General features: G+C 72.0%; 18 protein-coding genes. 9 read left to right on the top strand and 9 right to left on the bottom strand.

Annotated elements, in window-relative coordinates:
- Positions 1–22: 22 nt before the first annotated feature.
- The 3 genes from ACFY3C_RS11380 to ACFY3C_RS11370 all read right to left on the bottom strand — a co-directional run bounded on the left by ACFY3C_RS11380 (position 23) and on the right by ACFY3C_RS11370 (position 4,899).
- Positions 23–1,639, bottom strand: coding sequence for a sulfite exporter TauE/SafE family protein (locus tag ACFY3C_RS11380; protein WP_390770572.1), 1,617 nt, complete (start codon positions 1,637–1,639; stop codon positions 23–25).
- On the bottom strand, positions 1,636–3,258 hold the full coding sequence (locus ACFY3C_RS11375) for a tetratricopeptide repeat protein (RefSeq protein WP_390770571.1): 1,623 nt from the start codon (positions 3,256–3,258) through the stop codon (positions 1,636–1,638). The genes ACFY3C_RS11380 and ACFY3C_RS11375 overlap by 4 nt, the downstream gene beginning before the upstream one ends.
- A gap of 99 nt (positions 3,259–3,357) precedes the next feature.
- Positions 3,358–4,899, bottom strand: a complete 1,542-nt coding sequence (locus tag ACFY3C_RS11370; protein WP_386574596.1) for a DUF4331 domain-containing protein — start codon at positions 4,897–4,899, stop codon at positions 3,358–3,360.
- Between the two features lie 211 nt (positions 4,900–5,110).
- Between ACFY3C_RS11370 and ACFY3C_RS11365 the strand changes: the two genes are divergently transcribed.
- The 3 genes from ACFY3C_RS11365 to ACFY3C_RS11355 all read left to right on the top strand — a co-directional run bounded on the left by ACFY3C_RS11365 (position 5,111) and on the right by ACFY3C_RS11355 (position 6,879).
- Entirely contained in the window at positions 5,111–5,653 is a 543-nt protein-coding gene (locus tag ACFY3C_RS11365; protein ID WP_386574597.1) for a sigma-70 family RNA polymerase sigma factor, read from the top strand.
- Entirely contained in the window at positions 5,650–6,468 is an 819-nt protein-coding gene (locus ACFY3C_RS11360) for an anti-sigma factor domain-containing protein (protein ID WP_390770570.1), read from the top strand. The genes ACFY3C_RS11365 and ACFY3C_RS11360 overlap by 4 nt, the downstream gene beginning before the upstream one ends.
- Before the next feature lie 126 nt (positions 6,469–6,594).
- Entirely contained in the window at positions 6,595–6,879 is a 285-nt protein-coding gene (locus tag ACFY3C_RS11355; RefSeq protein WP_386574599.1) for a hypothetical protein, read from the top strand.
- Positions 6,880–6,921: 42 nt separating this feature from the next.
- Here the strand turns inward: ACFY3C_RS11355 and ACFY3C_RS11350 are convergent, their stop codons facing one another.
- From ACFY3C_RS11350 to ACFY3C_RS11340, 3 genes are read right to left on the bottom strand one after another with little or no spacing between them, the layout of a single operon-like run.
- Complete coding sequence (locus ACFY3C_RS11350) at positions 6,922–8,118, bottom strand: CaiB/BaiF CoA transferase family protein (protein WP_390770569.1); 1,197 nt, start codon at positions 8,116–8,118, stop codon at positions 6,922–6,924.
- A gap of 44 nt (positions 8,119–8,162) precedes the next feature.
- The gene (locus ACFY3C_RS11345) at positions 8,163–8,945 is read right to left on the bottom strand and encodes an ABC transporter permease (RefSeq protein ID WP_390770568.1); all 783 of its coding nucleotides are present in this window, start codon (positions 8,943–8,945) and stop codon (positions 8,163–8,165) included.
- The gene (locus tag ACFY3C_RS11340; RefSeq protein WP_390770567.1) at positions 8,942–9,898 is read right to left on the bottom strand and encodes an ATP-binding cassette domain-containing protein; all 957 of its coding nucleotides are present in this window, start codon (positions 9,896–9,898) and stop codon (positions 8,942–8,944) included. The genes ACFY3C_RS11345 and ACFY3C_RS11340 overlap by 4 nt, the downstream gene beginning before the upstream one ends.
- A gap of 63 nt (positions 9,899–9,961) precedes the next feature.
- Here ACFY3C_RS11340 and ACFY3C_RS11335 point away from each other — a divergent pair, with 63 nt between their 5' ends.
- Together ACFY3C_RS11335 and ACFY3C_RS11330 are read left to right on the top strand one after the other, a co-directional pair.
- The gene (locus ACFY3C_RS11335) at positions 9,962–10,672 is read left to right on the top strand and encodes a TetR/AcrR family transcriptional regulator (protein WP_390770566.1); all 711 of its coding nucleotides are present in this window, start codon (positions 9,962–9,964) and stop codon (positions 10,670–10,672) included.
- A gap of 209 nt (positions 10,673–10,881) precedes the next feature.
- Positions 10,882–11,118 (top strand): hypothetical protein, encoded by a 237-nt coding sequence (locus ACFY3C_RS11330; protein ID WP_390770565.1) that lies wholly within the window; start codon positions 10,882–10,884, stop codon positions 11,116–11,118.
- Here the strand turns inward: ACFY3C_RS11330 and ACFY3C_RS11325 are convergent.
- From ACFY3C_RS11325 to hmgA, 3 genes are read right to left on the bottom strand one after another with little or no spacing between them, the layout of a single operon-like run.
- Complete coding sequence (locus ACFY3C_RS11325) at positions 11,115–12,278, bottom strand: type ISP restriction/modification enzyme (RefSeq protein ID WP_390770564.1); 1,164 nt, start codon at positions 12,276–12,278, stop codon at positions 11,115–11,117. The two genes, ACFY3C_RS11330 and ACFY3C_RS11325, sit on opposite strands and share 4 nt — an antisense overlap.
- A gap of 26 nt (positions 12,279–12,304) precedes the next feature.
- Positions 12,305–13,054 carry a GntR family transcriptional regulator gene (locus ACFY3C_RS11320; protein ID WP_386574606.1) on the bottom strand — a complete coding sequence of 250 codons (750 nt, stop codon included), beginning with the start codon at positions 13,052–13,054 and terminating at the stop codon, positions 12,305–12,307.
- Between the two features lie 45 nt (positions 13,055–13,099).
- Entirely contained in the window at positions 13,100–14,413 is a 1,314-nt protein-coding gene (hmgA, locus tag ACFY3C_RS11315; RefSeq protein ID WP_386574608.1) for a homogentisate 1,2-dioxygenase, read from the bottom strand.
- Positions 14,414–14,568: 155 nt separating this feature from the next.
- Between hmgA and ACFY3C_RS11310 the strand changes: the two genes are divergently transcribed.
- The 4 genes from ACFY3C_RS11310 to ACFY3C_RS11295 all read left to right on the top strand — a co-directional run bounded on the left by ACFY3C_RS11310 (position 14,569) and on the right by ACFY3C_RS11295 (position 19,707).
- Positions 14,569–15,102 (top strand): hypothetical protein, encoded by a 534-nt coding sequence (locus ACFY3C_RS11310; protein ID WP_386574609.1) that lies wholly within the window; start codon positions 14,569–14,571, stop codon positions 15,100–15,102.
- 108 nt (positions 15,103–15,210) lie between these two features.
- Positions 15,211–15,828, top strand: a complete 618-nt coding sequence (locus ACFY3C_RS11305; protein WP_390770563.1) for a TetR family transcriptional regulator — start codon at positions 15,211–15,213, stop codon at positions 15,826–15,828.
- A gap of 120 nt (positions 15,829–15,948) precedes the next feature.
- Entirely contained in the window at positions 15,949–18,189 is a 2,241-nt protein-coding gene (locus tag ACFY3C_RS11300; RefSeq protein ID WP_390770562.1) for a molybdopterin oxidoreductase family protein, read from the top strand.
- Positions 18,190–18,312: 123 nt separating this feature from the next.
- Positions 18,313–19,707, top strand: a complete 1,395-nt coding sequence (locus ACFY3C_RS11295) for a CitMHS family transporter (protein WP_390770561.1) — start codon at positions 18,313–18,315, stop codon at positions 19,705–19,707.
- The last annotated feature ends 16 nt before the right edge of the window (positions 19,708–19,723 follow it).

Raw genomic sequence — 19,723 nt, 5'->3', positions numbered from 1 at the left:
GTGAATTCTCCACAAACGTAGCTCAGCCGAGCGCCGATGCGGCCCCCTTGAGCACCAATCCGGCACCCAGGGCGACGACGACCAGCGCGGACGCGAGCGGCAGGGTCCGGCGCACGAGGGTGGCAACCGGGTGGGCGGTCCAGCGCGGGCGCCGGTCCAGCACCCGGGTGACGCCCGAGCCCAGCCGGACGACGGCGAACCCGGCCGCGGTGAGCGTCAGCGCCAGCCCGGCGCCGTACGCCACGACGAGCAGCAGCCCGAACCAGGCCTTCCCGAGCGCCGCGGCACCGACCAGCACGACGACCGCGGAGGGGCTGGGGACCAGACCGCCGGCGAACCCGAGCAGGATCGTGCCGCGGAGGGTGGGGGCGGTGGGGTGGCTGTGGGTGTGGCCGCCGTGGGTGTGCACCACGCCGTGCTCGTGCTCGTGCCCGTGTTCGTGCCCGTGCTCATGGTGGTGATGGTGGTGGCCGTCGTGGTGGTGGTGATGGTGAGCGTGGGCTGCTTCCTCGTCCTGGTGTGCGCCCACCAGGACCAGCGGGCGTTCTTCGGCTTCCTCGTGCGTATGCGGGTGGGGATGGGGGTGGGGATGCGGATGTGCGTGAGTGCGGTTGCGCCAGGCGCGGCGTACGAGGTTCGCGCCCGCCACGAGCACCAGTGCGCCGCTGGCGATGCCCAGCCAGGCGATGACCGAGGGCGTGGCGGCGGAACCGGCCGTGACGAGCAGGCCCAGGGCGACCACGCCGAGGGTGTGCGTCACCGTGACCGAGGCGGCCAGGGGCAGCACGTCGCGCATCCGGGCCCGGCCGCCGCGCGCGGCCGCCGTCGCGGCCATGAGGGTTTTGCCGTGGCCCGGAGCCAGGGCGTGCATCGCGCCGAGTACGACCGCGATGAGCAGGGCCAGCGCGGCGAAGCCGAGGGTGAGGTCGTGGCGGGCGACGAGGTCGTCCAGGGCGCGGGTCCAGCGGTCGGCGCCCCGCGGCAGTACGGAGGCGCCCGGGGCGTCCTGCCGCTCCTGCGCGAGGGCCGGGCCGCCGGGGCGCGCCCGCAGGGAGGCGGCGGCGGTGTCGGCGGGGGAGGACAGCAAGTCCTTGGGATAGCTGGTGAGTTCGTGCGAGACCGACTTCTTCGGTACGTCCGTCGCGGTGAGCGTCATGCGGTCGCCACGCGCGGTGATCTCCCGCCAGCCGGGCCCGGTGGTGGCACCCGCGCTGTGAAAGCCGAGGGTGACGGAGTTCCCGTGGGGGAGCGGTGCGGTGAACCGGCACTCCACGCGCAGCGTGTTGAGCCCGGCCTGCCCGGGCCGCAGGCTCGCACGGGCGGAGTCGGGGGTGAGCGGGGCGGAGTGTCCGCCGACGGTGAGCCTGCTGCCCTTCGCGGCCGCGGCACACCGCTGCTCGGCCCACGTGGACAGGCCCAGGCGCTTGATGTCCGGCTTGGCCTGGGTGGCCGGGATCTCGGCGAGGTCTTCCACATGGTCGACGCGGAGCTGTCCGGGGGCGGCGACGAGACCGTCGTAGCGGTTGACGGTGAAGTTGCCGAGAGGGTGCGCGCTCGCGGCCGCGGCCGGGGTGAGCACGAGGGCGCAGGCGGCGGTGAGGACCGCCGCGGCACAGGCGAGCGGGCGACGGAGGTTCACTGGGCTGCCTCCAGTGCCTTGCGGGCCCGGACCGCGCCCAGGGGAGAGAAGCCGGGGTTCAGTTTCAGGGCCGCCTTCAGGGAGGCGCGTCCGTCCTTGGTGTGGCCCGTGGCCAGCTCGATCATGCCGCGGTGGTAGCGGAAGGCGGCGCTGCGGTAGCCGGTGGCCGTGGCCCGGCGGGCGTAGGGAAGTGCTTCCTTGTCCCGGCCGTTGACGTGCAGCGCCCAGGCGAGGGCGTCCGCGGTGTGCACGGTGTGCCGGCGCGCCCACTCGGCGCGGGCCGCGCGCAGGGCGGACGCCTTGTCGCCGTGGTCGGCGGCGGCCAGCGCGGTGTCGAGGTCGGCGTTGACGCCGTTGGCGCGGGCCAGGGCGATCCAGGCGTCCACGAGCGCGTACTGGTCGTGCGCCCTGGCCCTGTCGCCGGCTGCGCCTCGGGCCTCGTACAGCTCGCCGAGTTCGACGAGGGGGCCGGGCAGCGGATAGCGGGAGACCACGGTCTCCAGGCCCTTGATCGCCTCGTCCCGGTCGCCGCTCGCCGCCTGGGCGCGGGCCCGGCCCTCCAGCGCGGGGAGGTAGTTCTCGTCGGCGGCCAGGGCCCGGGCGTAGTAGGTGAGTGCGGAGTCGTAGTCGCCCTGGTTCCAGGCGAGTTGGCCGAGCTGGGCGGCCACGTAGGCGACGTCGCCCGGTGAAGTGGCCGCGGCGAGGGCCTGCTTGAGCACGCGCCGGGCGGTCGTCACGTCGCCACGCAGCTCGTGCACGTACGCGTACCGCGTGAAGACCGGCACGCCCGGCTTGCGCGTGTCGGCGGTCCTGGCGGCCTTGTCCGCTTCGGCGTACCGGCCCAGTTCGACCAGGGCGTCGATGCGCGAGGACAGAGCGCGCTCGCTGTACGGGTTCTGCTTCAGGGCCTGGTCCGCGTAGGTCAGGGCGTCCTTGAAGTCGTGCCGCGCGGCGGCGAGGGCGGCCCGGCCGGCCAGGGCCTGGTCGTTGCCGGGGGACAGGTCCAGGGCCCGCTTCAGGGCCTTCTCGGCCTGTGGGTACCGGGCCGGGTCGCCCTTGGTCCGCGCCTGCTCGACGTAGGCCAGGCCGAGGGTGGCCCAGCTGCCGAAGTCCCTCGGCTGGGACCGCAGATGCACCTGAAGTGCGGTGATGCTCGCGTCCAGGTTCCCGCTGCCCAGCACCCCGGGATCGACGGCAGTGGAGGCGGCCGCCACCGCGGGCCCGCCGTCCCGCGCCGCCCCGACGGCGATGGCTCCACCCGTCAGCGCCACGGCCAACAGCGCGGCACAGCTGCCCAGTTGAACCGCCCGCCAGCGCCGCCCGGTGGCGGCGACCCGGCGGACAGCGGCGACGCGCTGGTCGGTGCCGGACGCGAAGGAACACGACTCGGGGACGACGGCCGCGGTTTCCGCCACGGCGGGGTCTGCCCCGCCCGCGACCGGCTCCGCCTGGGACCCGGTCGGCTGGGTCTCGGGCGGAGCCTGGCCCGTTTCGGACTCGGCCGGCCCCGCCTCGGACCTGGTCGGATCGGCTTCGGGAGCGGAAAGTGCCGAAGCGCCGTCCCCGCCCGTGCTCACCGGCCGCTCGCCGGCCTCGTCGTCGTTCGTACGCGGGGACATGCCCTCTCCTCGGTCGCCTGGTCGTGCTCGGAAGAAAAAGGGCGCGGCCCGCCGTGGGGGAGGGGGGTACGGGCCGCGCCGGTCAGGGGGGTGGGGGGTTTAGTACGGCCGCTGCATCCGGCGGCGCCACCAGGCGAAGGCGGTGCCGATCAGCAGGATCCCGGCCGCACCCGAGGCCGCCGAGGCGGCGATCAGCATCGTGTTGCCGGAGCCGTCGGAGGAGGACCCGGCCGGCTGCAGGGCGTCGCCGAGCTGGCTGCGGACGTCGGCGTTGCCGGACGTGCCCTTGGCCAGGGCGCCGCGGGAACCGGCCGTCGGCTGGGCCACGTACGGGAAGTACTTCTCGAAGCCCTTGTCGTTCTTGTCGACCGCGTCGCCCAAGTCGTTCTTGGAACCGACCAGTTCGCCCTCGACCACCTGGAGGGAGGCGTCGATCACGTCGTCCGTGAGGCGACGGCCGTTCGGGAAGCCCGCGTTGTCACCGTCGAGGACGCCCAGACGCTTGGGGTGCATGCTCGGCTTGATCGAGGTGTTGAGGCGCAGCTCCTCCGCGGGCTTCACGTACGGCGGCTGGTTGAGGCCCTTGACGCCCTTGAGGAACACGTCGACGAGGTCGTTGCGCGGCTCGGCGGGTGCCTTGATCTTGTAGATCGACTCGATGAGCTTCGGCAGCTCGGGGTTGGTCACGTTCTTCAGGAACTGCGCGTCGTACCAGGGCTGGGACGCGTTGAACTTGTCCTTGTCCTTCTGCGGGTTGACGACCTCGTTCACCAGCGGGTTGCCCAGGCGCGAGACCTGCTCGTAGTAGCCCTGCGCGTTCTTTCGCTGGGTCGTCGACCAGATGCCGACGACCGGCTGCTTGGACGACTCGCGGATCAGGTCGTTGGGCACCTGCAGCGCGATCGTGTTGACGTTGTAGCCCTTGAGCGTGTCCCGTCCGACCTCGGAGAGGTTCCCGCCGTAGAGCAGGTCGAAGACCCGCAGGTCGGCGAAGAACGGGTCGTCGGCCTGGCCGGCGAAGGTCGCGCCGCCGCCCGCCGTCTTGTAGATGGCCTGGGACCGCAGCTTGCCGTAGTCCGGCATCGACGCCTTGCCCACGTTCGACGGCGCCACCGGCACGTTGTCCGCGAGCCGTGTCTTGGAGACCACCTTCTGGTTGTGCAGCTTGACCAGGTCGATGTCGTAGGTCTGCGTGATGTTCAGGTTCGGGTCGTCGAGGCTCTTCACCGCCCCCGTGTTGTAGAGGAAGGTGTTCTTGTTCTTGACGTGCGTCTTGAACGTGTAGCGGAACAGCAGCTCGCCCTGCGCGTCACCGTTGTTGTCGACGTGGATGTCGTACTGCGCGTCGTCCGCGAACGTGTAGAAGTTCGGTCCGCCGGCCGGCTCCTCGAAGGGGATCCAGTTGGCCACGATCGTCGTCGTGTCCGGCTTGTCGGGGCTCACGAACGCGTACAGGTCCGTGTTGTCGTACTGCGGGGTCCCCGAGATCAGCGGGGCCTCCCGGTGGGAGGAGGCGGATGCCGCCCCGGGTTCCAGCGTGGCGACGCCGGCGGCTGCGAGCCCTCCGGCGGCCAGCGCACCACAGATGAGCGTGACCAGGCCCTTGCGTCCCGTGCCGCTCCTGGAGATGAGAGGTGTCATGCCGTCCGTCCTCAGTGCCAACTTGCCTTGACGGACGGGTATACGGAGCCGGGAAGCCGATCGGATTGGTCGGACGGAAAAAATCTTTTCCCCTTTTCAAACCCGCGCTTTCGGCATGCTGATCCGTATCACCCGCCGGAGGTGTGCGCTCGTGCGGATGCGTGGAGTCAGAGGCAGAGCGGCCGGCTGCGGCCACGGAAGGGGGAACGGGGTGGAGGCTGACGAACTGCTCGTGCTCGTGGCGGGCGGTGACCAGCGGGCGTTCGAGGATCTGTACGCAATGGTGTCCGGACCGGTGTTCGGGCTCGTGCGACGGGTGGTGCGCGACCCCGCCCAGTCCGAGGAGGTCGCCCAGGAGGTGCTGCTCGAACTGTGGCGCTCCGCCGCCCGGTTCGACCCCGCCCGGGGCAGCGCCCTCTCCTGGATCCTCACCCTCGCCCACCGCCGCGCCGTCGACCGGGTGCGCAGCGCCCGCGCGGCCGGCGAACGCGAACAGCGCGAGGCCCTGCGCGCCGGGGAACCCGCCTTCGACCAGGTGGCCGAGGAGGTCGAGGCCGGTCTGGAGCGCGAGTGGGTGCGCCGCTGCCTGGACCGGCTCACCGCGCTGCAGCGGCAGTCCGTGACGCTCGCCTACTACGACGGCTACACGTACCGTGAGGTGGCCGAGCGACTGAAACTGCCGCTGGGCACGGTCAAGACGCGGATGCGCGACGGACTCACCCGGCTGCGCGAGTGCCTGGGAGGTGCCGCATGAGCGTCCTCGGCCGCATGCTGGGCCGCGAGGATCTGCACTCCCTCGCCGCTCCCTACGCGCTCGACGCCCTCGACCCCGCCGAGCGGCGCCGCTTCGAGAAGCACCTCAAGGGCTGTAACCGCTGCGCCGCCGAGATGCGGGCCCTGGCCGAGGACGCGGTGCGCCTCGCCTGGTCCACGGCGGCCCCCGCGCCGGCCGCCCTGCGCGACCGGGTCCTCGCCGCCGTCCGCACCACCCCGCAGGAGCAGCCGCCCGCGCCCGCGCGGGAGCGCTCACCCCAACTGCCGCCGCACGTCTGGGGCACCCAGCCTCCGCCGTCGCGCTCCCGTACGCCCCGTGGGCGCCCCCTCTTCGTCCCGTTCGCCACGGCGACCGCCGCCGCGGCCCTCGTCGTCGCCTCCCTCTTCGCGGTCCAGGCGAACCGCACTCGGGACCAGCTCGACGCCGAACGGGCCCAGGCGCGTGAGATCGCACACGTTCTGGCCGCTCCCGACGCCCGCGCCGCGAACAGCGAGGACGCGCGGGGCCGCAGTATCGGAGTAATCGCCTCCGCATCACAGGGGCGGGCCGTCGTCACCCTCAGCGGATACGGCACCCCGTCCGGCGGCCGCGTGCACCAGCTCTGGCTCATGCGCCCCCATGTGCAACCGCGCTCCCTCGGGCTCTTCGCGGGCGACACGCCCTTGGTCGCCAAGGGTCTCGGGAAGTCCTCGACGTCACTCGCTGTAACCGTCGAGCCTGACGGAGGGTCAGCGCAGCCCACCAGCCAGCCGCTTGTCCAACTCACCCTGAAATCGGTCGGATTCGGAGAGTAGTCGTCGAGGGATGGTCAACCGCCTTGCGGGGAAGGTGAATCCTGTGGGCGCGATACACGCGTGCCCCACTGGGGAGATAGGGTTACTCTGCCCGGGCCGGGTGGACTCGTACGGGTGGGGAGTGACATGGAGCAGATAACACGGAGCAGGGCCAGGGTCCCTGCTATCACCTGCGGGAGCAGCGCGACCAGTTCGCGCCTCGACCGCCATCTCTCGGTGCTGGCGGGTCCCGCCGTACCGCACCAGAAGGCGGCCGAGGCGACTTCACTGATGCGTGAGCTGACGGCACGTGACACTCCGCACGAGCGCAGCGACCGAGGCAGGCGGGTCAGCCGCGTCTCCCTCTTCGCGCCGTTGCGTCGGCTGCGCCGCTCGCTGTTCGGCGGTCGGCGGACAGTGAGCGGTCACTGAGCGAACCGGCAGTCCCTGGAGTCCGATCCAGGAGGCCCGCGCTCAGGCCGCCACGCCGTCCCGGCGCAACGCTGCGATCTCGTCGTCCGTCATCCCCACGGCACGCAGCAGCGCCCCGGTGTGCTGTCCGAGCGCGGGCACATCACCCATCCGTGCCTCGTCCCCGCCCGGCAGTGTGATGGGAGGCAGCAACGCCTTCAGCGGCCCGACCGGCGAACCCACCTGACGCCACCGCTCCCTGGCCGTCAGCTGCGGATGTTCTGCCAGCTCGTGCAGATCCCTGAGCCGTGCGCAGGCGATGCCCGCCTGCTCCAGCCGGGCCAGCGCCTCGTCCGCGCTCAGCGCGCCGAGCGCCCCGGCGACCAGCTCATCGGTTTGCTCCCGGTTGGCCACCCGCGCCGCATTCGTCGCACAGGCCGGATCCACCCCCAGTTCCGGCCGTCCTATGACCTGCTCGGCGAGCCGTCGCCACTCACGGTCGTTCTGCACCGACAGCAGCACCCGCCCGCCGTCGGCCGTCGCATAGGCGTCGTAGGGCGCGATGACGGCGTGTGCGAGCCCGGTACGGGCCGGGGGCTCACCCCCGTGCATCGCGTGGTGCAGCGGATGTCCCATCCACTCGGCGAGCGCCTCCAGCATGGACACCTCCACCGGTCCGCCCCGGCCGGTCGTGCCGCGCCGCACCAGCGCGGCCAGCGCCCCCGAGAAGGCGTACATGGCCGCCGCGATGTCCGCCGCCGGGATCCCCGCCTTGACGGGCTGCCCGGGCGTACCGGTCACCGACACCAGCCCCGCCTCGCACTGCACGAGCATGTCGTACGCCCGCTTGTCCGCGTACGGCCCCGAGCGGCCGTACCCCGAGATGTCCACGGCGATCAGCCGCGGGTCCGCAGCGCACAGCGTGGCCGCGTCGAGCCCCAGCCGGGCCGCGGCCCCCTGGGCGAGGTTCTGCACGAACACGTCCGCGTCCGCGACCAGCCGTCGTACGACGTCCAGGCCGCGCGGGTCCTTGAGGTCGAGGGCGATGGACTCCTTGCCCCGGTTGCACCACACGAAGTGCGAGGCGAGCCCTCCGGCCGCGGTGTCGTACCCGCGTGCGAAGTCGCCGCCGTCGATCCGCTCCACCTTGATGACCCTGGCCCCCAGGTCGGCGAGCTGCCGGGTCGCGAAGGGCGCGGACACGGCCTGTTCGACGGCGACGACGGTGATGCCCTCCAGGGGCAGCGGGAGAAGATCCATGGGGTGGATGATCTCCCCTGACCGGCGACTTTGTCAGCAGTGGGTCATCGCTCGCCGTGCGCGTACCGGTGTACGGCGAGCGGCAGGAACACGGCGATCAGGACGAGGCTCCACAGCAGCGCCCCGGCGACCGGGTGGGCCACCGGCCAGGCGGAGTCCGCCGGGACCCGCGCGTTGCCGAACAGTTTCCGCAGGGCGGTGGTCACCGCGCTGATCGGGTTCCACTCGGCGAGCGTGCGCAGCCAGCCGGGCAGGTTGCCGGTGGGAATGTAGGCGTTCGACAGCAGCGGCAGCACGAAGGAGGAGGCGCCGAGCTGCCCGGCGGCGTCCTCGCTGCGGGTGAGCAGCCCCAGGAAGATCCCGGCGCAGGTGCAGGCGAACCGGAAGAGCAGCAGCAGACCCACGGCTGTGGCGGCCGCGGGCGCGGAGCCCTCGATCCGCCAGCCCACCGCGAGCCCCACCAGCAGCAGGGGCACGGTGCCGAGTGTGGTGACGACGAGGTCCGCCACCGCCTGCCCGAGCGGTACGGCGGCCCGGCTCACCGGCATGGTGCGGAAGCGGTCCATCACGCCCCGGTGGGTGTCCGCGGCGGCCTGGAACATCCCGGTCATGAGCCCGCCGGCGGCGGTCGCGACCAGCAGCCCCGGCAGGAGGAAGGAACGGTACTCGCGGCCGGGCATCGCCAGGGCGCTGCCGAAGACGTAGCCGAAGAACAGCAGCATGTTGACCGGCATCAGCTGGGTCAGCACGGCGAGGCCGGGGTTGTTGCGGACCCGGCGCAGCTGCCGGCCCGTCATCGCCAGTCCGTCGTGGGTCAACGCGCTCATGCGACCAGCTCCCTGTCGTCGGCGGACTCCCCGGTGAGCCGCAGGAAGACGTCGTCGAGGGTCGGCGGCCGCAGACTCGCGTCGAGCAACGGCACCCCGGCCGCGTCGAGTTCGCGCACCAGGCGGGGCAGGGTGAGGGTCGGGTCGGTGGTGACCGCGCCGACCGCGTTGCGCTCACGGTCGAACACGGGTGCGGAGCCGGTGAGTTGGTCGAGCACGGCGGCCGCGTCCGGCAGCCCGTCGGCGTGCGCGACGACGGCTTCGGCGTACGACCCGATGAGCGCCTTGAGTTCGGCGGGCGAGCCGGTGTGCGCGACGCTGCCCCGGTCCACCAGGGCGATGTCGTCGGCGAGTTGGTCGGCCTCCTCCAGGTACTGCGTGGTGAGCAGCACCGTAGTGCCGTCCGCCTTCAGGTCGCGTACCGCCTCCCAGATGCGGGTGCGGCTGGCCGGGTCGAGTCCGGTGGTCGGCTCGTCGAGGAAGAGCACGTCGGGCCGGCGGATCAGGCTCACCGCGAGGTCCAGCCGGCGCCGCATGCCGCCCGAGTAGGTGGACGCCCTGCGGTCCGCGGCCTCGGCCAGCCCGAACCGCTCCAGCAGCTCGTCGGCGCGGCCGGCCGGGCCCCGTACCCGGTGCAGCCGCGCGAACAGCCGCAGGTTCTGCCGGCCGGTGAGGTCCCCGTCGACCGAGGCGTACTGCCCGGTGACCCCGATCCGGCTCCGTACCGCGGCCGGGTTCCGCACCAGGTCGTGCCCGGCGATGCGCGCCGAACCCGCGTCGGGCCGCAGCAGCGTGGTCAGCAGCCGTACCGCCGTCGTCTTCCCCGCGCCGTTCGGGCCCAGCAGCCCGCACACCGTCCCCTGCCCCACGGCAAGGTCGAGTCCCCGCAGGGCGTGGACAGCGCCGAAGCGCTTCTCCAGCCCCTCACTGAGTACAGCGTACGTAGTAGTCATGTCGCGACCATACCGCACTGCGTACGCCGTACGTAACTACGATGGTGGCCGAGGTGATGATCGATGGCAGTCCGAGGGGTCGTCCCCGAAGTGATCTGGGCGCGTCCCGAGCGCACGGGCCGGGGCCCGAAGCCGGCGTACACGCGCGACGACGTCGCGGCGGCGGCCGTCCGGATCGCCGACGCGCAGGGACTCGACGGGGTGTCGATGCGGCACGTCGCGGCCGAGCTGGGCTGCGGCACCATGTCGCTCTACAACTACGTCCCCCGCAAGGAGGACCTGTACGAGCTGATGATGGACGCCGTGAGCGCGGAGCACGTCCCGTGGGAACCCAGCGGGGACTGGCGGGCGGATCTGCTCCGGGTGGCCCACGAGACGCGCGCGCTGATGCACCGCCACCCCTGGGTGCCGCGCCTGATGTCCCCCGTCTACGGCTTCAGCCCGCATGCTCTTCGCTATCTGGAGCACTGCCTCGTGTGCCTGGACCCGCTGGAGGCGTCCAACGGCACCAAATTGGAACTGATCGCGATGCTGAACGGCGTGGTGACCACGTACGTCCGCAACGAGTTCGACACCGCTGAGCGGGTACGTGCCCTGCCCTGGTCGGAGGACGAGGAGAACACGGCCCGCGCCGCGTACCTGACCGGCCGGCTCGCCTCCGGCGCCTATCCGAGGATGGCGGCGGCGTTCACGGAGGATCCGGGGCCGGTTGATCTGGAGGCGGTTCTTCAGCGGGCGTTGGAGCGGGTGTTGGACGCGTTTTCGCCGCGCTAGCTTGCGTGGTTTGGCGGGTGCGGCTGTGTGGGGACTGGTCGCGCCCACGCGGCGGAGCCGCATGTCGAACAGCCCCGCGCCCCTTGGGAGTCGCCGTGAGGCTGCCTTGATCGGATCGGTGGCCCGATGCTGGACGAGGAGTGCGCTGAGCGCCAACTAATCTTGATCCACCAGGACTTGGAGGCGGCTCGCGGCCATGGCGTCGAGCTGTGGCTGCGGGGCGGATCACGGTCGCCGGTGAGCCCTGGGCCGGAACGCCCTGGCCCGATGGCCTGCTCGACGCCGAGCCGGGCCGTATCGGGGCCCTGGAGGTTCCGATCGTCGGTCCGCGCGCCCAGATCGAGATCAAGTGGATGATGCCCGTCTGGGATCCGTCCCGGCCCCGTCGTGCCAAGGACGTCGAGGACATCGCACGGCTGCAGGCCGCCTTGGACAAGCCGCGCTAGAGCAGCGCGAACTGGCCCTCCGGGCCCTCCTCGTGGTGGTCCAGGACCGAGGCGGGGCGGTGGGAGGAGTCCGGGGCCGGGAGGATGTCCGCCTTGCGGAGGTCGGTTGCGGTGATCGTCGAGGTCGGCTTCAAGGCGGCCCGCTGTGGGCGGAGTTCCGACAGCAGGGACAGGATCGTGATCAGTTCGAGGAGTTCGGAGGTCCAGGGCTGGGGCCAGGTGGTCGGGCGGATGGCGGCCAGCGTCCCCGGCTCGGGCGGGGTCGTGCGGGCGGCGAACCAGGTCTCCAGGACGCGGGCTCCCGACACCTCGTAGTCCCAGGCCTGCGGTGGGACGGGGGAGATGCGGCCCTCGTCGAGGTGGAGGGCCTCCTCGTCGCGGTCGTAGTCGAGGGTGAGAGGGCGGGTGGGGAGGGGTGCGCGGACGTAGGGGCGGCGGCCGCCGGGGAGTTTGGGGCGGTCGCCGTCGCGGCGCATCAACCACAGCATGCGGTGGCCCAGCTCGACGCCCCCGGACCAGAGCTCCCTGTCCTCGGTGAGTGGCACGGTGAGGTCGGGGCGGATCGTCGCCAGGATCCAGGCGAGTACGTCCGGTGGGGTGGGGCGGGTGCCGAGGCGGGCGGCGAGGTGGTCCAGCAGGCCCGGTGCCAGGTTCGGTTCCGTGCCGCCCGGGCGGCGGTACAGCGGGCGGATACGGCCGGTGCGGAGGGTGGGGAGGAGGGACGTCGCCAGGAGGGGCGTGTGCTCGGTCGTCTCGGTGCCCGTCTCCACCACGAACACCTGGTGCTCGTCCGCCACCCGCCACAACTCCGGGCGGGCCGTGTCGATCAGCCGGTGGTCCGGGATCAGCCACTGCTCGTCGAAGGGCGCCGCCAGGACCCGCACCGGCTCGGCGCAGGGGCCCTCGGCGCGCGCCAGCCGCTCCGTGCCGGTGGACTGGCCGGGCAGCTGCCCCACCGCGGACTGCGGTGTGCGGGAGCGGGTCGGCTCGAACAGGGCCTCCCGGTCCGGCCCCTCGGACTTGAGCAGGGCCTCCCAGCGGGCTTTCAGGGAAGCCACGTCGGGCGCCGTCGGCCAGGCGCGGCCCGGCCGCAGCGGTGCGACGGACCACGGCATGAGGTCCGCGAGCAGCGGAGCGTCGTCGCGCGTCACGCTGGGCATGGTACGGCCTGCCTCCGGTCGCCGGGTCAGGTGGCGTCCAAGGTCACCGTGAAGGAGAAGCGGTCCCCCCGGTAGTGGATGACCGCCACGTCCAGGACCCGGCCCTCGCCGTCGTACGTCACGCCCGTGTAGTGCAGGATCGGGCTGAGCAGCGGCACCTCCAGCAGGCGGGCGGTCTCCGGGTCGGCGAGCCTCGCCTCCACGGTGTCCGTGATGCGGCTGATGTCCGCCCCGACGACGTCCCGCAGCACCTTCGTCATCGGCCAGCGGACCAGGTCGTCCAGGTCGATGCGCGCGGCCAGTTCGGGGCGTACGTGGTTGAGGGCGTGGTTGGTCGGTTCGCCGGTCGTCTCGTCGCTGCGCAGGCGGTGGTACGTCGCCACCTCCGTGAGGTCCGGGAAGTGCTCGGCGAGATCGGCCGGCACGGGGGCGTTGCCGTGGTCCAGCAGCTCGGTCGTCATGCCGGACTGCTGGGCCACGATCGCGTCCACCGAGCCGAGAAGCCGCACCGGAGCACCGCGCCGCACGTCCGGCTCGATGAACGTGCCGCGCCGCCGGTGCCTGCTGATCAGCCCCTCGTCCTCCAGCTCCTTCAGCGCCTGCCGCATGGTCAGCACGCTGACCCCGTAGTGCTCGGCCAGCTGCTCCTCGGTGGGCAGGCGCAGCGGATCCCGCGGCGAGCGGCCGAGTATCGAGGCGCGCAGCGACTGCGACACCTGATACCACAGCGGCAGCTTGCGGTTCAGGACGATCGAATCCGGAGCGAAGGAGGTCACATGGCTATCCGTACCTGTTGAGGAACGTTCCGTGCAACGCGGGTGTCACAGCGCGCGGAAGTGACGCTCGAGTCCCTGCCACACGTCGTCGTAGCGCTGCTGGAGGTGGTCCGCCCCGGCCGCGTGCGGGGTGAGCGTCACCGGCCAGCGCGTCTCGAACATGAACGCCAGCCCGTCGTCGACCTTCTGCGGCTTCAGTTCGGCGGCGCTCGCCTTGTCGAAGGTCTCCCGGTCCGGGCCGTGCGCGGACATCATGTTGTGCAGCGAGCCGCCGCCCGGCACGAAGCCCTCCGCCTTGGCGTCGTAGGCGCCCTCGACGAGGCCCATGTACTCGCTCATCACGTTCCGGTGGAAGTACGGCGGCCGGAAGGTGTCCTCGCCCACCAGCCAGCGGGGCGCGAAGACCACGAAGTCGACGCCGGCCAGGCCCGGGGTGTCCGACGGGGCGGTCAGGACCGTGAAGATGGAGGGGTCCGGGTGGTCGTACGAGATGGTGCCGATCACATTGAAACGGCGCAGGTCGTAGACGTATGGCACATGGTTGCCGTGCCAGGCGACCACGTCGAGGGGCGAGTGCTCGTACGTCGCCGTCCAGAGGTTGCCGCAGAACTTGTTCACCACCTCCACCGGGCCCTCCACGTCCTCGTACGCGGCGACCGGCGCCCGGAAGTCCCGGGCGTTGGCGAGCCCGTTGGCGCCGATGGGCCCCAGGTCGGGGAGCTGGAAGGGCGCCCCGTAGTTCTCGCACACATAGCCGCGTGCCGACTCATCTAGCAGCTCCACACGGAAGCGCACCCCACGCGGAATCAGCGCCACATGGGCCGGTTCCACATGGAGTCTGCCGAACTCGGTGTGCAGCAGCAGCCCGCCGCGCTCCGGCACGATCAGCAGCTCTCCGTCGGCGTCGGAGAAGACCCGCTCCATAGAGGAGTTGGCGTGGTACAGGTGCACGGCCATGCCGGTGCGCTGGCTCGCGTCGCCGTTGCCGCCGAGGGTCCACAGGCCCGCCAGGAAGTCCGTGCCGGCCGCCGGCTCGGGGAGCGGGTTCCAGCGCAGCCGGTTGGGGTCGGGCACGGTCTCGGTGAAGGGAGCGGTGCGGATCGCGCCGTTGTCGGTCCGGGTGAACGCCGGGTGCGCGGCCGACGGGCGGATGCGGTACAGCCAGGAGCGGCGGTTGTGCGCCCGCGGCTCGGTGAAGGCCGAACCGCTCAGCTGCTCTGCGTACAGGCCGAGCGGCGCGCGCTGCGGCGAGTTGCGGCCCTCGGGCAGGGCGCCCGGCACCGCCTCCGAGGCGTGTTCATTGCCGAACCCGGACAGATACGACAGGCCCTCGGCGGTCTTCCGTGCGTCCCCGCTCATGATCGCTCCCTTGCGCTCCTCATTCCTATGTATCACCGTAGGAATGAGCGCGTGCGGGCGCAAGAGGGCGCCGGGACGTCCTCCCTCCGGGGGAGGGGTCGGAACCAGACTTCAGGGGGATTCGGTTGGCGGAACGTTGTTCTAATCTCCCCGGCATGTCGTGGACGTCGTGGAGGCGCAGAGCCCTGACCCTGCTCTCGGTCTGCGTCCTGCTGCCGCTCGGGGCGCAGGGCTGCGGGACCGGTGAGGCGCACGGGGATGCCGGTGCCATCTCACCCTCGCCGGTGGGCAAGGTCCTGGACGACACGGACGAGGCCGGCCGGCATCTGCGCGAGGTCGGCAAGGAGGACGCGCCCGAGGTCGGCGTCGAGGTGACCCCGGACGCAGCCGGCGGCTGGGACGTCAGGCTGAGGCTGCGCCACTTCCGTTTCTCCCCGGCCGGCGCGCGGTCGAAGGCGGTCCACGGGCGCGGCCTCGCGTCCCTCTTCGTCGACGGCCGCCCGGTGGCCCGGCTGAACGCACCCGAGTACCACCTGGCTCCCCGTCTGGTCCCGCACGGCACCCACCACGTCACCGCCCGCCTGTACGCCGACGACGGCACGGTGTGGGCCGTGCACGGCAAGCCGGTCCAGAGCACCGCCGACATCACGGCGTCCGGCGCGGAGACGGGGTCGGCGGCGACCTCCTGACGCGTGCGGGCGGCCCCCTCACGAGTGCGAGCGGCCCCTTGTGAGTGCAACGGGCACCCTTTTCCGTACTGGGGGGCGAGGTTCACCGGACTCCGGCGGAAAGGCATCATGAAGCCCGTGCCCCACGCGACATCGCTTCGTCGCGCGCCTGTCCAGCGGCGCAGCGCCGAACGGCTGACCAGGATCCTGGACGCCTGCGCCGACCTCCTCGACGAGGTCGGCTACGACGAGCTGAGCACCCGCGCGGTGGCCCTGCGCGCCGGAGTGCCCATCGGCTCGGTCTACCGCTTCTTCGGCAACAAGCGGCAGATGGCCGACGCCCTCGCCCAGCGCAACCTGGAGCGCTACACCGACCGCGTCACCCAGCGCCTCCAGGAGGCGCAGCGGGGCGACTGGCGGGGTGCCATGGACGCCGTACTGGACGAGTACCTGAGCATGAAGCGCACCGCGCCCGGCTTCTCCCTCGTGGACTTCGGCAACCAGATCCCGGTCGGCGCCCGCCAGGCCGAACCCAACACCCGGGTCGCCGACCGCCTCACCGACCTGCTCTCCGGCTACCTCGGCCGCACCCCGGACGACGAGCTGCGACGCGTCTTCCTGGTCGCGGTGGAGAGCGCGGACACCCTGGTGCAGCTGGCCTTCCGGATCGACCCCCAGGGCGACGAGGCGATCATCCACGAGACACGGGAACTGCTGCGGGCGTACCTGGGGCGTGTGCTCGACTGAGCCTTCGTAAGGATCCTGGTGGCGACAAGGGGCTCCCCTCCATGCCTACCGGTCGGTATGCTCGCCCGAGCCCGCCTGTGCCCCAGCGGTACGGCCGCCGCCGACCCTCCGGGAGGACCCGTGTCCCGCACCGCCCTGCGAATCTGCCCCCTGTGCGAGGCGACCTGCGGGCTGACCCTCACCATCGAGGGCACCCGTGTCACCGGCGCCCGCGGCGATCGCGAGGACGTCTTCAGCAAGGGGTTCATCTGCCCCAAGGGCGCCTCCTTCGGCGCCGTCGACGGCGATCCCGACCGGCTGCGCACCCCGCTCGTCCGCGAGGACGGCGCCCTCCGCGAAGCCACCTGGGAGGAGGCCTTCGACGCGGTCGCCGCGGGCCTGCGCCCGGTCGTGGAGCGGTACGGCGCCGACGCCCTCGGCATCGTCCTCGGCAACCCCAACGTGCACACCATGGCCGGCGCCCTCTACCCGCCGGTCCTGCTCGGCGCGCTGCGCACCCGCAGCCTGTTCACCGCCTCCACGGTCGACCAGATGCCCAAGCACGTCTCCAGCGGACTGCTCTTCGGCGACGCCAACGCCATCCCGGTGCCGGACCTCGACCACACCGACCACCTGCTCCTCATCGGCGCCAACCCCCTGGAATCCAACGGCAGTCTGTGCACCGCACCCGACTTCCCCGGCAAGCTCAAGGCCCTCCGCGCCCGCGGCGGCCGGCTCACCGTCGTGGACCCGCGCCGCACCCGCACCGCGAAGCTCGCCGACCGGCACGTCGCCGTCCGGCCCGGCGCCGACGCCCTGCTGCTCGCCGCGCTGGCCACCGTGCTGTTCGAGGAGGGCCTGACCGACCTCGGGGACCTCGCCCCGCACGTCCAAGGACTGCCCGAACTCCGCGACTCCCTGCGGGAGTTCACTCCCGAGGCCGTCGCCGAGGCGTGCGACGTCGAGCCCGGCCTCATCCGCACCCTCGCCCGCGAACTCGCCGCCGCCCCCACCGCCGCGGTCTACGCCCGCATCGGCAGCTGCACCGTCCCGCACGGCACCCTGGCGAGCTGGCTGGTCGACGTCCTCAACATCCTCACCGGCAACCTGGACCGGCCGGGCGGCGCCCTGTTCCCGCAGGCCGCCACCGACAGGACGCCCCGCCCGGCGGGCCCCGGACACGGCTTCGCGCTCGGCCGCTGGCACTCTCGCGTACGGCAACTTCCGGAGGCCAAGGGTGAGTTGCCGCTCTCCGCGCTCGCCGAGGAGATCGACACCGCCACCGAGGCGGGCGAGCCCGTCCGCGCGCTCGTCGTGGTCGCGGCCAACCCGGTGCTGTCCGCCCCCGACGGCCGGCGCCTCGACAAGGCCCTGGACTCGCTGGACTTCATGGTCAGCGTCGACCCCTACCTCAACGAGACCTCCCGCCACGCCGACGTCGTGCTGCCCCCGCCGCCGCCCGCGCAGAGCCCGCACCACGACTTCGCCTTCAACACCCTCGCCGTCCGCAACCAGGTCCGCTACAGCCGCCCCGCCGTCCCCCTCGAACCCGGCCGCATGGCCGAGACCGAGATCCTCGCCCGGCTGACCCTGGCCGCGATCGGCATGCACGGCGCCGACCCGGGCGCGGTCGACGCGATGGTGATCGAGCAGACCCTCGGCAAGGCCGTCCAGGAGCCCCACTCCCCGGTGCACGGCCGCGACCCGAAGGAACTCGCCGCACAGCTCACCGGGGACACCGGCCCCGAGCGCCGGCTCGACCTGATGCTGCGCCTCGGCCCCTACGGCGACGGCTTCGGCGTACGGCCCGACGGACTGAACCTGGACCGGCTGCTCGCCCACCCGCACGGCATCGACCTCGGCCCGCTGCAGCCCCGGCTGCCGCAGCCGCTGAAGACCGTGAGCGGCAAGGTCGAGCTGCTGCCCGAGCCGATCGCCGGCGACCTGCCCCGGCTCCGGGCGGCCCTGCGCGAGCGCCCCGCGGGGCTCGTCCTCGTCGGCCGCCGCCATCTGCGCTCCAACAACAGCTGGATGCACAACGTGCCCGCCCTCACCGGCGGCAGCAACCGCTGCACCCTGCACATCCACCCCGAGGACGCGGAGCGCCTCGGCGTGCGGGACGGGGCGGACGTACGCGTGAAGGGGGCCGGGGGAGAGGTGGTCGCCCCCGCCGAGGTCACCGACGGCGTCCGGCCGGGCGTGGTGAGCCTGCCGCACGGCTGGGGTCACGACCGCCCCGGGACCCGGATGAGCCACGCGGTCCGGGAGCCCGGAGTCAACGTCAACCAGCTCCTCGACGGCAGCCTGCTCGACCCGCTGTCGGGCAACGCGGTCCTCAACGGAGTACCCGTTGAGATCGCCGCGCTCGCCGCACAGCCGTGACCTGGAGTTTTGCGCTTATTGCTCGCGTGTCAACGTCTTGTTAACGCCGTTTGACGCGACCTAACGTCGTCGCACCGCCAGCCCCAGGTGGGATGTTCAAGGGCGAACGTTAGGTATCCACTCATGTTGACCATCCTCGGATTCGCCATGATCGCGACCTTCCTGGTCCTGATCATGCTGAAGAAGATGTCGCCGATCGCGGCGCTCGTGCTGATCCCGGCACTGTTCTGCGTCTTCCTCGGTAAGGGCGCGGGGCTCGGCGACTACGTCATCGACGGCGTCACCGGCCTCGCCCCCACCGCGGCGATGCTCATGTTCGCGATCGTCTACTTCGGTGTGATGATCGACGTCGGCCTCTTCGACCCGATCGTCCGGGCGATCCTCAGGTTCTGCAAGGCCGATCCGCTGCGAATCGTCGTCGGAACGGCCGTCCTCGCCGCGATCGTGTCGCTCGACGGCGACGGCTCGACCACCTTCATGATCACGGTCTCGGCGATGTACCCGCTGTACAAGCGCCTGAAGATGAGCCTGGTCGTGATGACCGGTGTGGCCGCCATGGCCAACGGCGTGATGAACACGCTGCCCTGGGGCGGCCCGACCGCCCGGGCCGCCACCGCGCTGAAGCTGGACGCCAGCGACATCTTCGTGCCGATGATCCCGGCGCTCGCCATGGGCCTGCTGTTCGTCTTCGCCCTCGCCTACGTCCTCGGCCGCCGCGAGCGGAGGCGGCTCGGCGTGCTGACGCTGGACGAGGTGCTGGTGGAGGAGACCCGCACGGAGACCGTCCTGGTCGGTGCCGGCACCGGCAAGGGCCCCCGGAGCAGCGGTGGTTCCGGCACCGGAGCGGACCTGCCCGACGAGCCCGAGGACGAGCGCTTCCAGGGCCTCGACCCGAACCGCGCCACCCTGCGCCCCAGGCTCTACTGGTTCAACGCGCTGCTCACGGTCGCCCTGCTCACAGCCATGATCATGGAGTGGCTGCCGATCCCGGTGCTGTTCCTGCTCGGCGCCGCGCTCGCGCTGACCGTCAACTTCCCGCACATGCCGGACCAGAAGGCCCGCATCGCCGCCCACGCCGAGAACGTGCTCAACGTCTCCGGCATGGTCTTCGCCGCCGCCGTCTTCACCGGCGTCCTCCAGGGCACCGGCATGGTCGACCACATGGCCAAGTGGCTGGTGGACAACATCCCCACCGGCATGGGCCCGCACATGGCCTTCGTCACCGGCGTGCTGAGCATCCCGCTCACGTACTTCATGTCCAACGACGGCTTCTACTTCGGCATCCTGCCGGTGCTCGCCGAGGCCGGTCAGGCGCACGGCGTCTCCTCCGTCGAGATCGCCCGCGCCTCGCTCGTCGGCCAGCCGCTGCACATGTCCAGCCCGCTCGTCCCGGCCGTGTACGTCCTCGTCGGCATGGCCAAGGTCGAGTTCGGCGACCACACCAGGTTCGTCGTGAAGTGGGCCGCCCTGACCTCCCTCGTGGTGCTCGGGGCGGGGATCCTCTTCGGCATCGTCTGATCTCTCAAGGAGGACA

The sequence above is a fragment of the Streptomyces sp. NPDC001410 genome, from assembly GCF_042895235.1.
GTDB lineage: Bacteria > Actinomycetota > Actinomycetes > Streptomycetales > Streptomycetaceae > Streptomyces.
The sequence above is the reverse complement of the archived record's forward strand: the minus strand, read 5'-3'. Positions and strand labels throughout refer to the sequence as shown.

What these genes read in the sequence shown, in the direction of transcription:
- ACFY3C_RS11305 (WP_390770563.1), top strand. Translation starts at nt 15,211, where the DNA reads ATGAAGCCCGTGCCCCACGCGACATCGCTTCGTCGCGCGCCTGTCCAG.
- ACFY3C_RS11345 (WP_390770568.1), bottom strand. Translation starts at nt 8,945, where the DNA reads ATGAGCGCGTTGACCCACGACGGACTGGCGATGACGGGCCGGCAGCTG.
- ACFY3C_RS11375 (WP_390770571.1), bottom strand. Translation starts at nt 3,258, where the DNA reads ATGTCCCCGCGTACGAACGACGACGAGGCCGGCGAGCGGCCGGTGAGC.
- ACFY3C_RS11370 (WP_386574596.1), bottom strand. Translation starts at nt 4,899, where the DNA reads ATGACACCTCTCATCTCCAGGAGCGGCACGGGACGCAAGGGCCTGGTC.
- ACFY3C_RS11325 (WP_390770564.1), bottom strand. Translation starts at nt 12,278, where the DNA reads ATGCCCAGCGTGACGCGCGACGACGCTCCGCTGCTCGCGGACCTCATG.
- ACFY3C_RS11350 (WP_390770569.1), bottom strand. Translation starts at nt 8,118, where the DNA reads ATGGATCTTCTCCCGCTGCCCCTGGAGGGCATCACCGTCGTCGCCGTC.
- ACFY3C_RS11340 (WP_390770567.1), bottom strand. Translation starts at nt 9,898, where the DNA reads ATGACTACTACGTACGCTGTACTCAGTGAGGGGCTGGAGAAGCGCTTC.
- ACFY3C_RS11310 (WP_386574609.1), top strand. Translation starts at nt 14,569, where the DNA reads ATGTCGTGGACGTCGTGGAGGCGCAGAGCCCTGACCCTGCTCTCGGTC.
- ACFY3C_RS11355 (WP_386574599.1), top strand. Translation starts at nt 6,595, where the DNA reads ATGGAGCAGATAACACGGAGCAGGGCCAGGGTCCCTGCTATCACCTGC.
- ACFY3C_RS11335 (WP_390770566.1), top strand. Translation starts at nt 9,962, where the DNA reads ATGGCAGTCCGAGGGGTCGTCCCCGAAGTGATCTGGGCGCGTCCCGAG.
- ACFY3C_RS11295 (WP_390770561.1), top strand. Translation starts at nt 18,313, where the DNA reads ATGTTGACCATCCTCGGATTCGCCATGATCGCGACCTTCCTGGTCCTG.
- hmgA (WP_386574608.1), bottom strand. Translation starts at nt 14,413, where the DNA reads ATGAGCGGGGACGCACGGAAGACCGCCGAGGGCCTGTCGTATCTGTCC.
- ACFY3C_RS11360 (WP_390770570.1), top strand. Translation starts at nt 5,650, where the DNA reads ATGAGCGTCCTCGGCCGCATGCTGGGCCGCGAGGATCTGCACTCCCTC.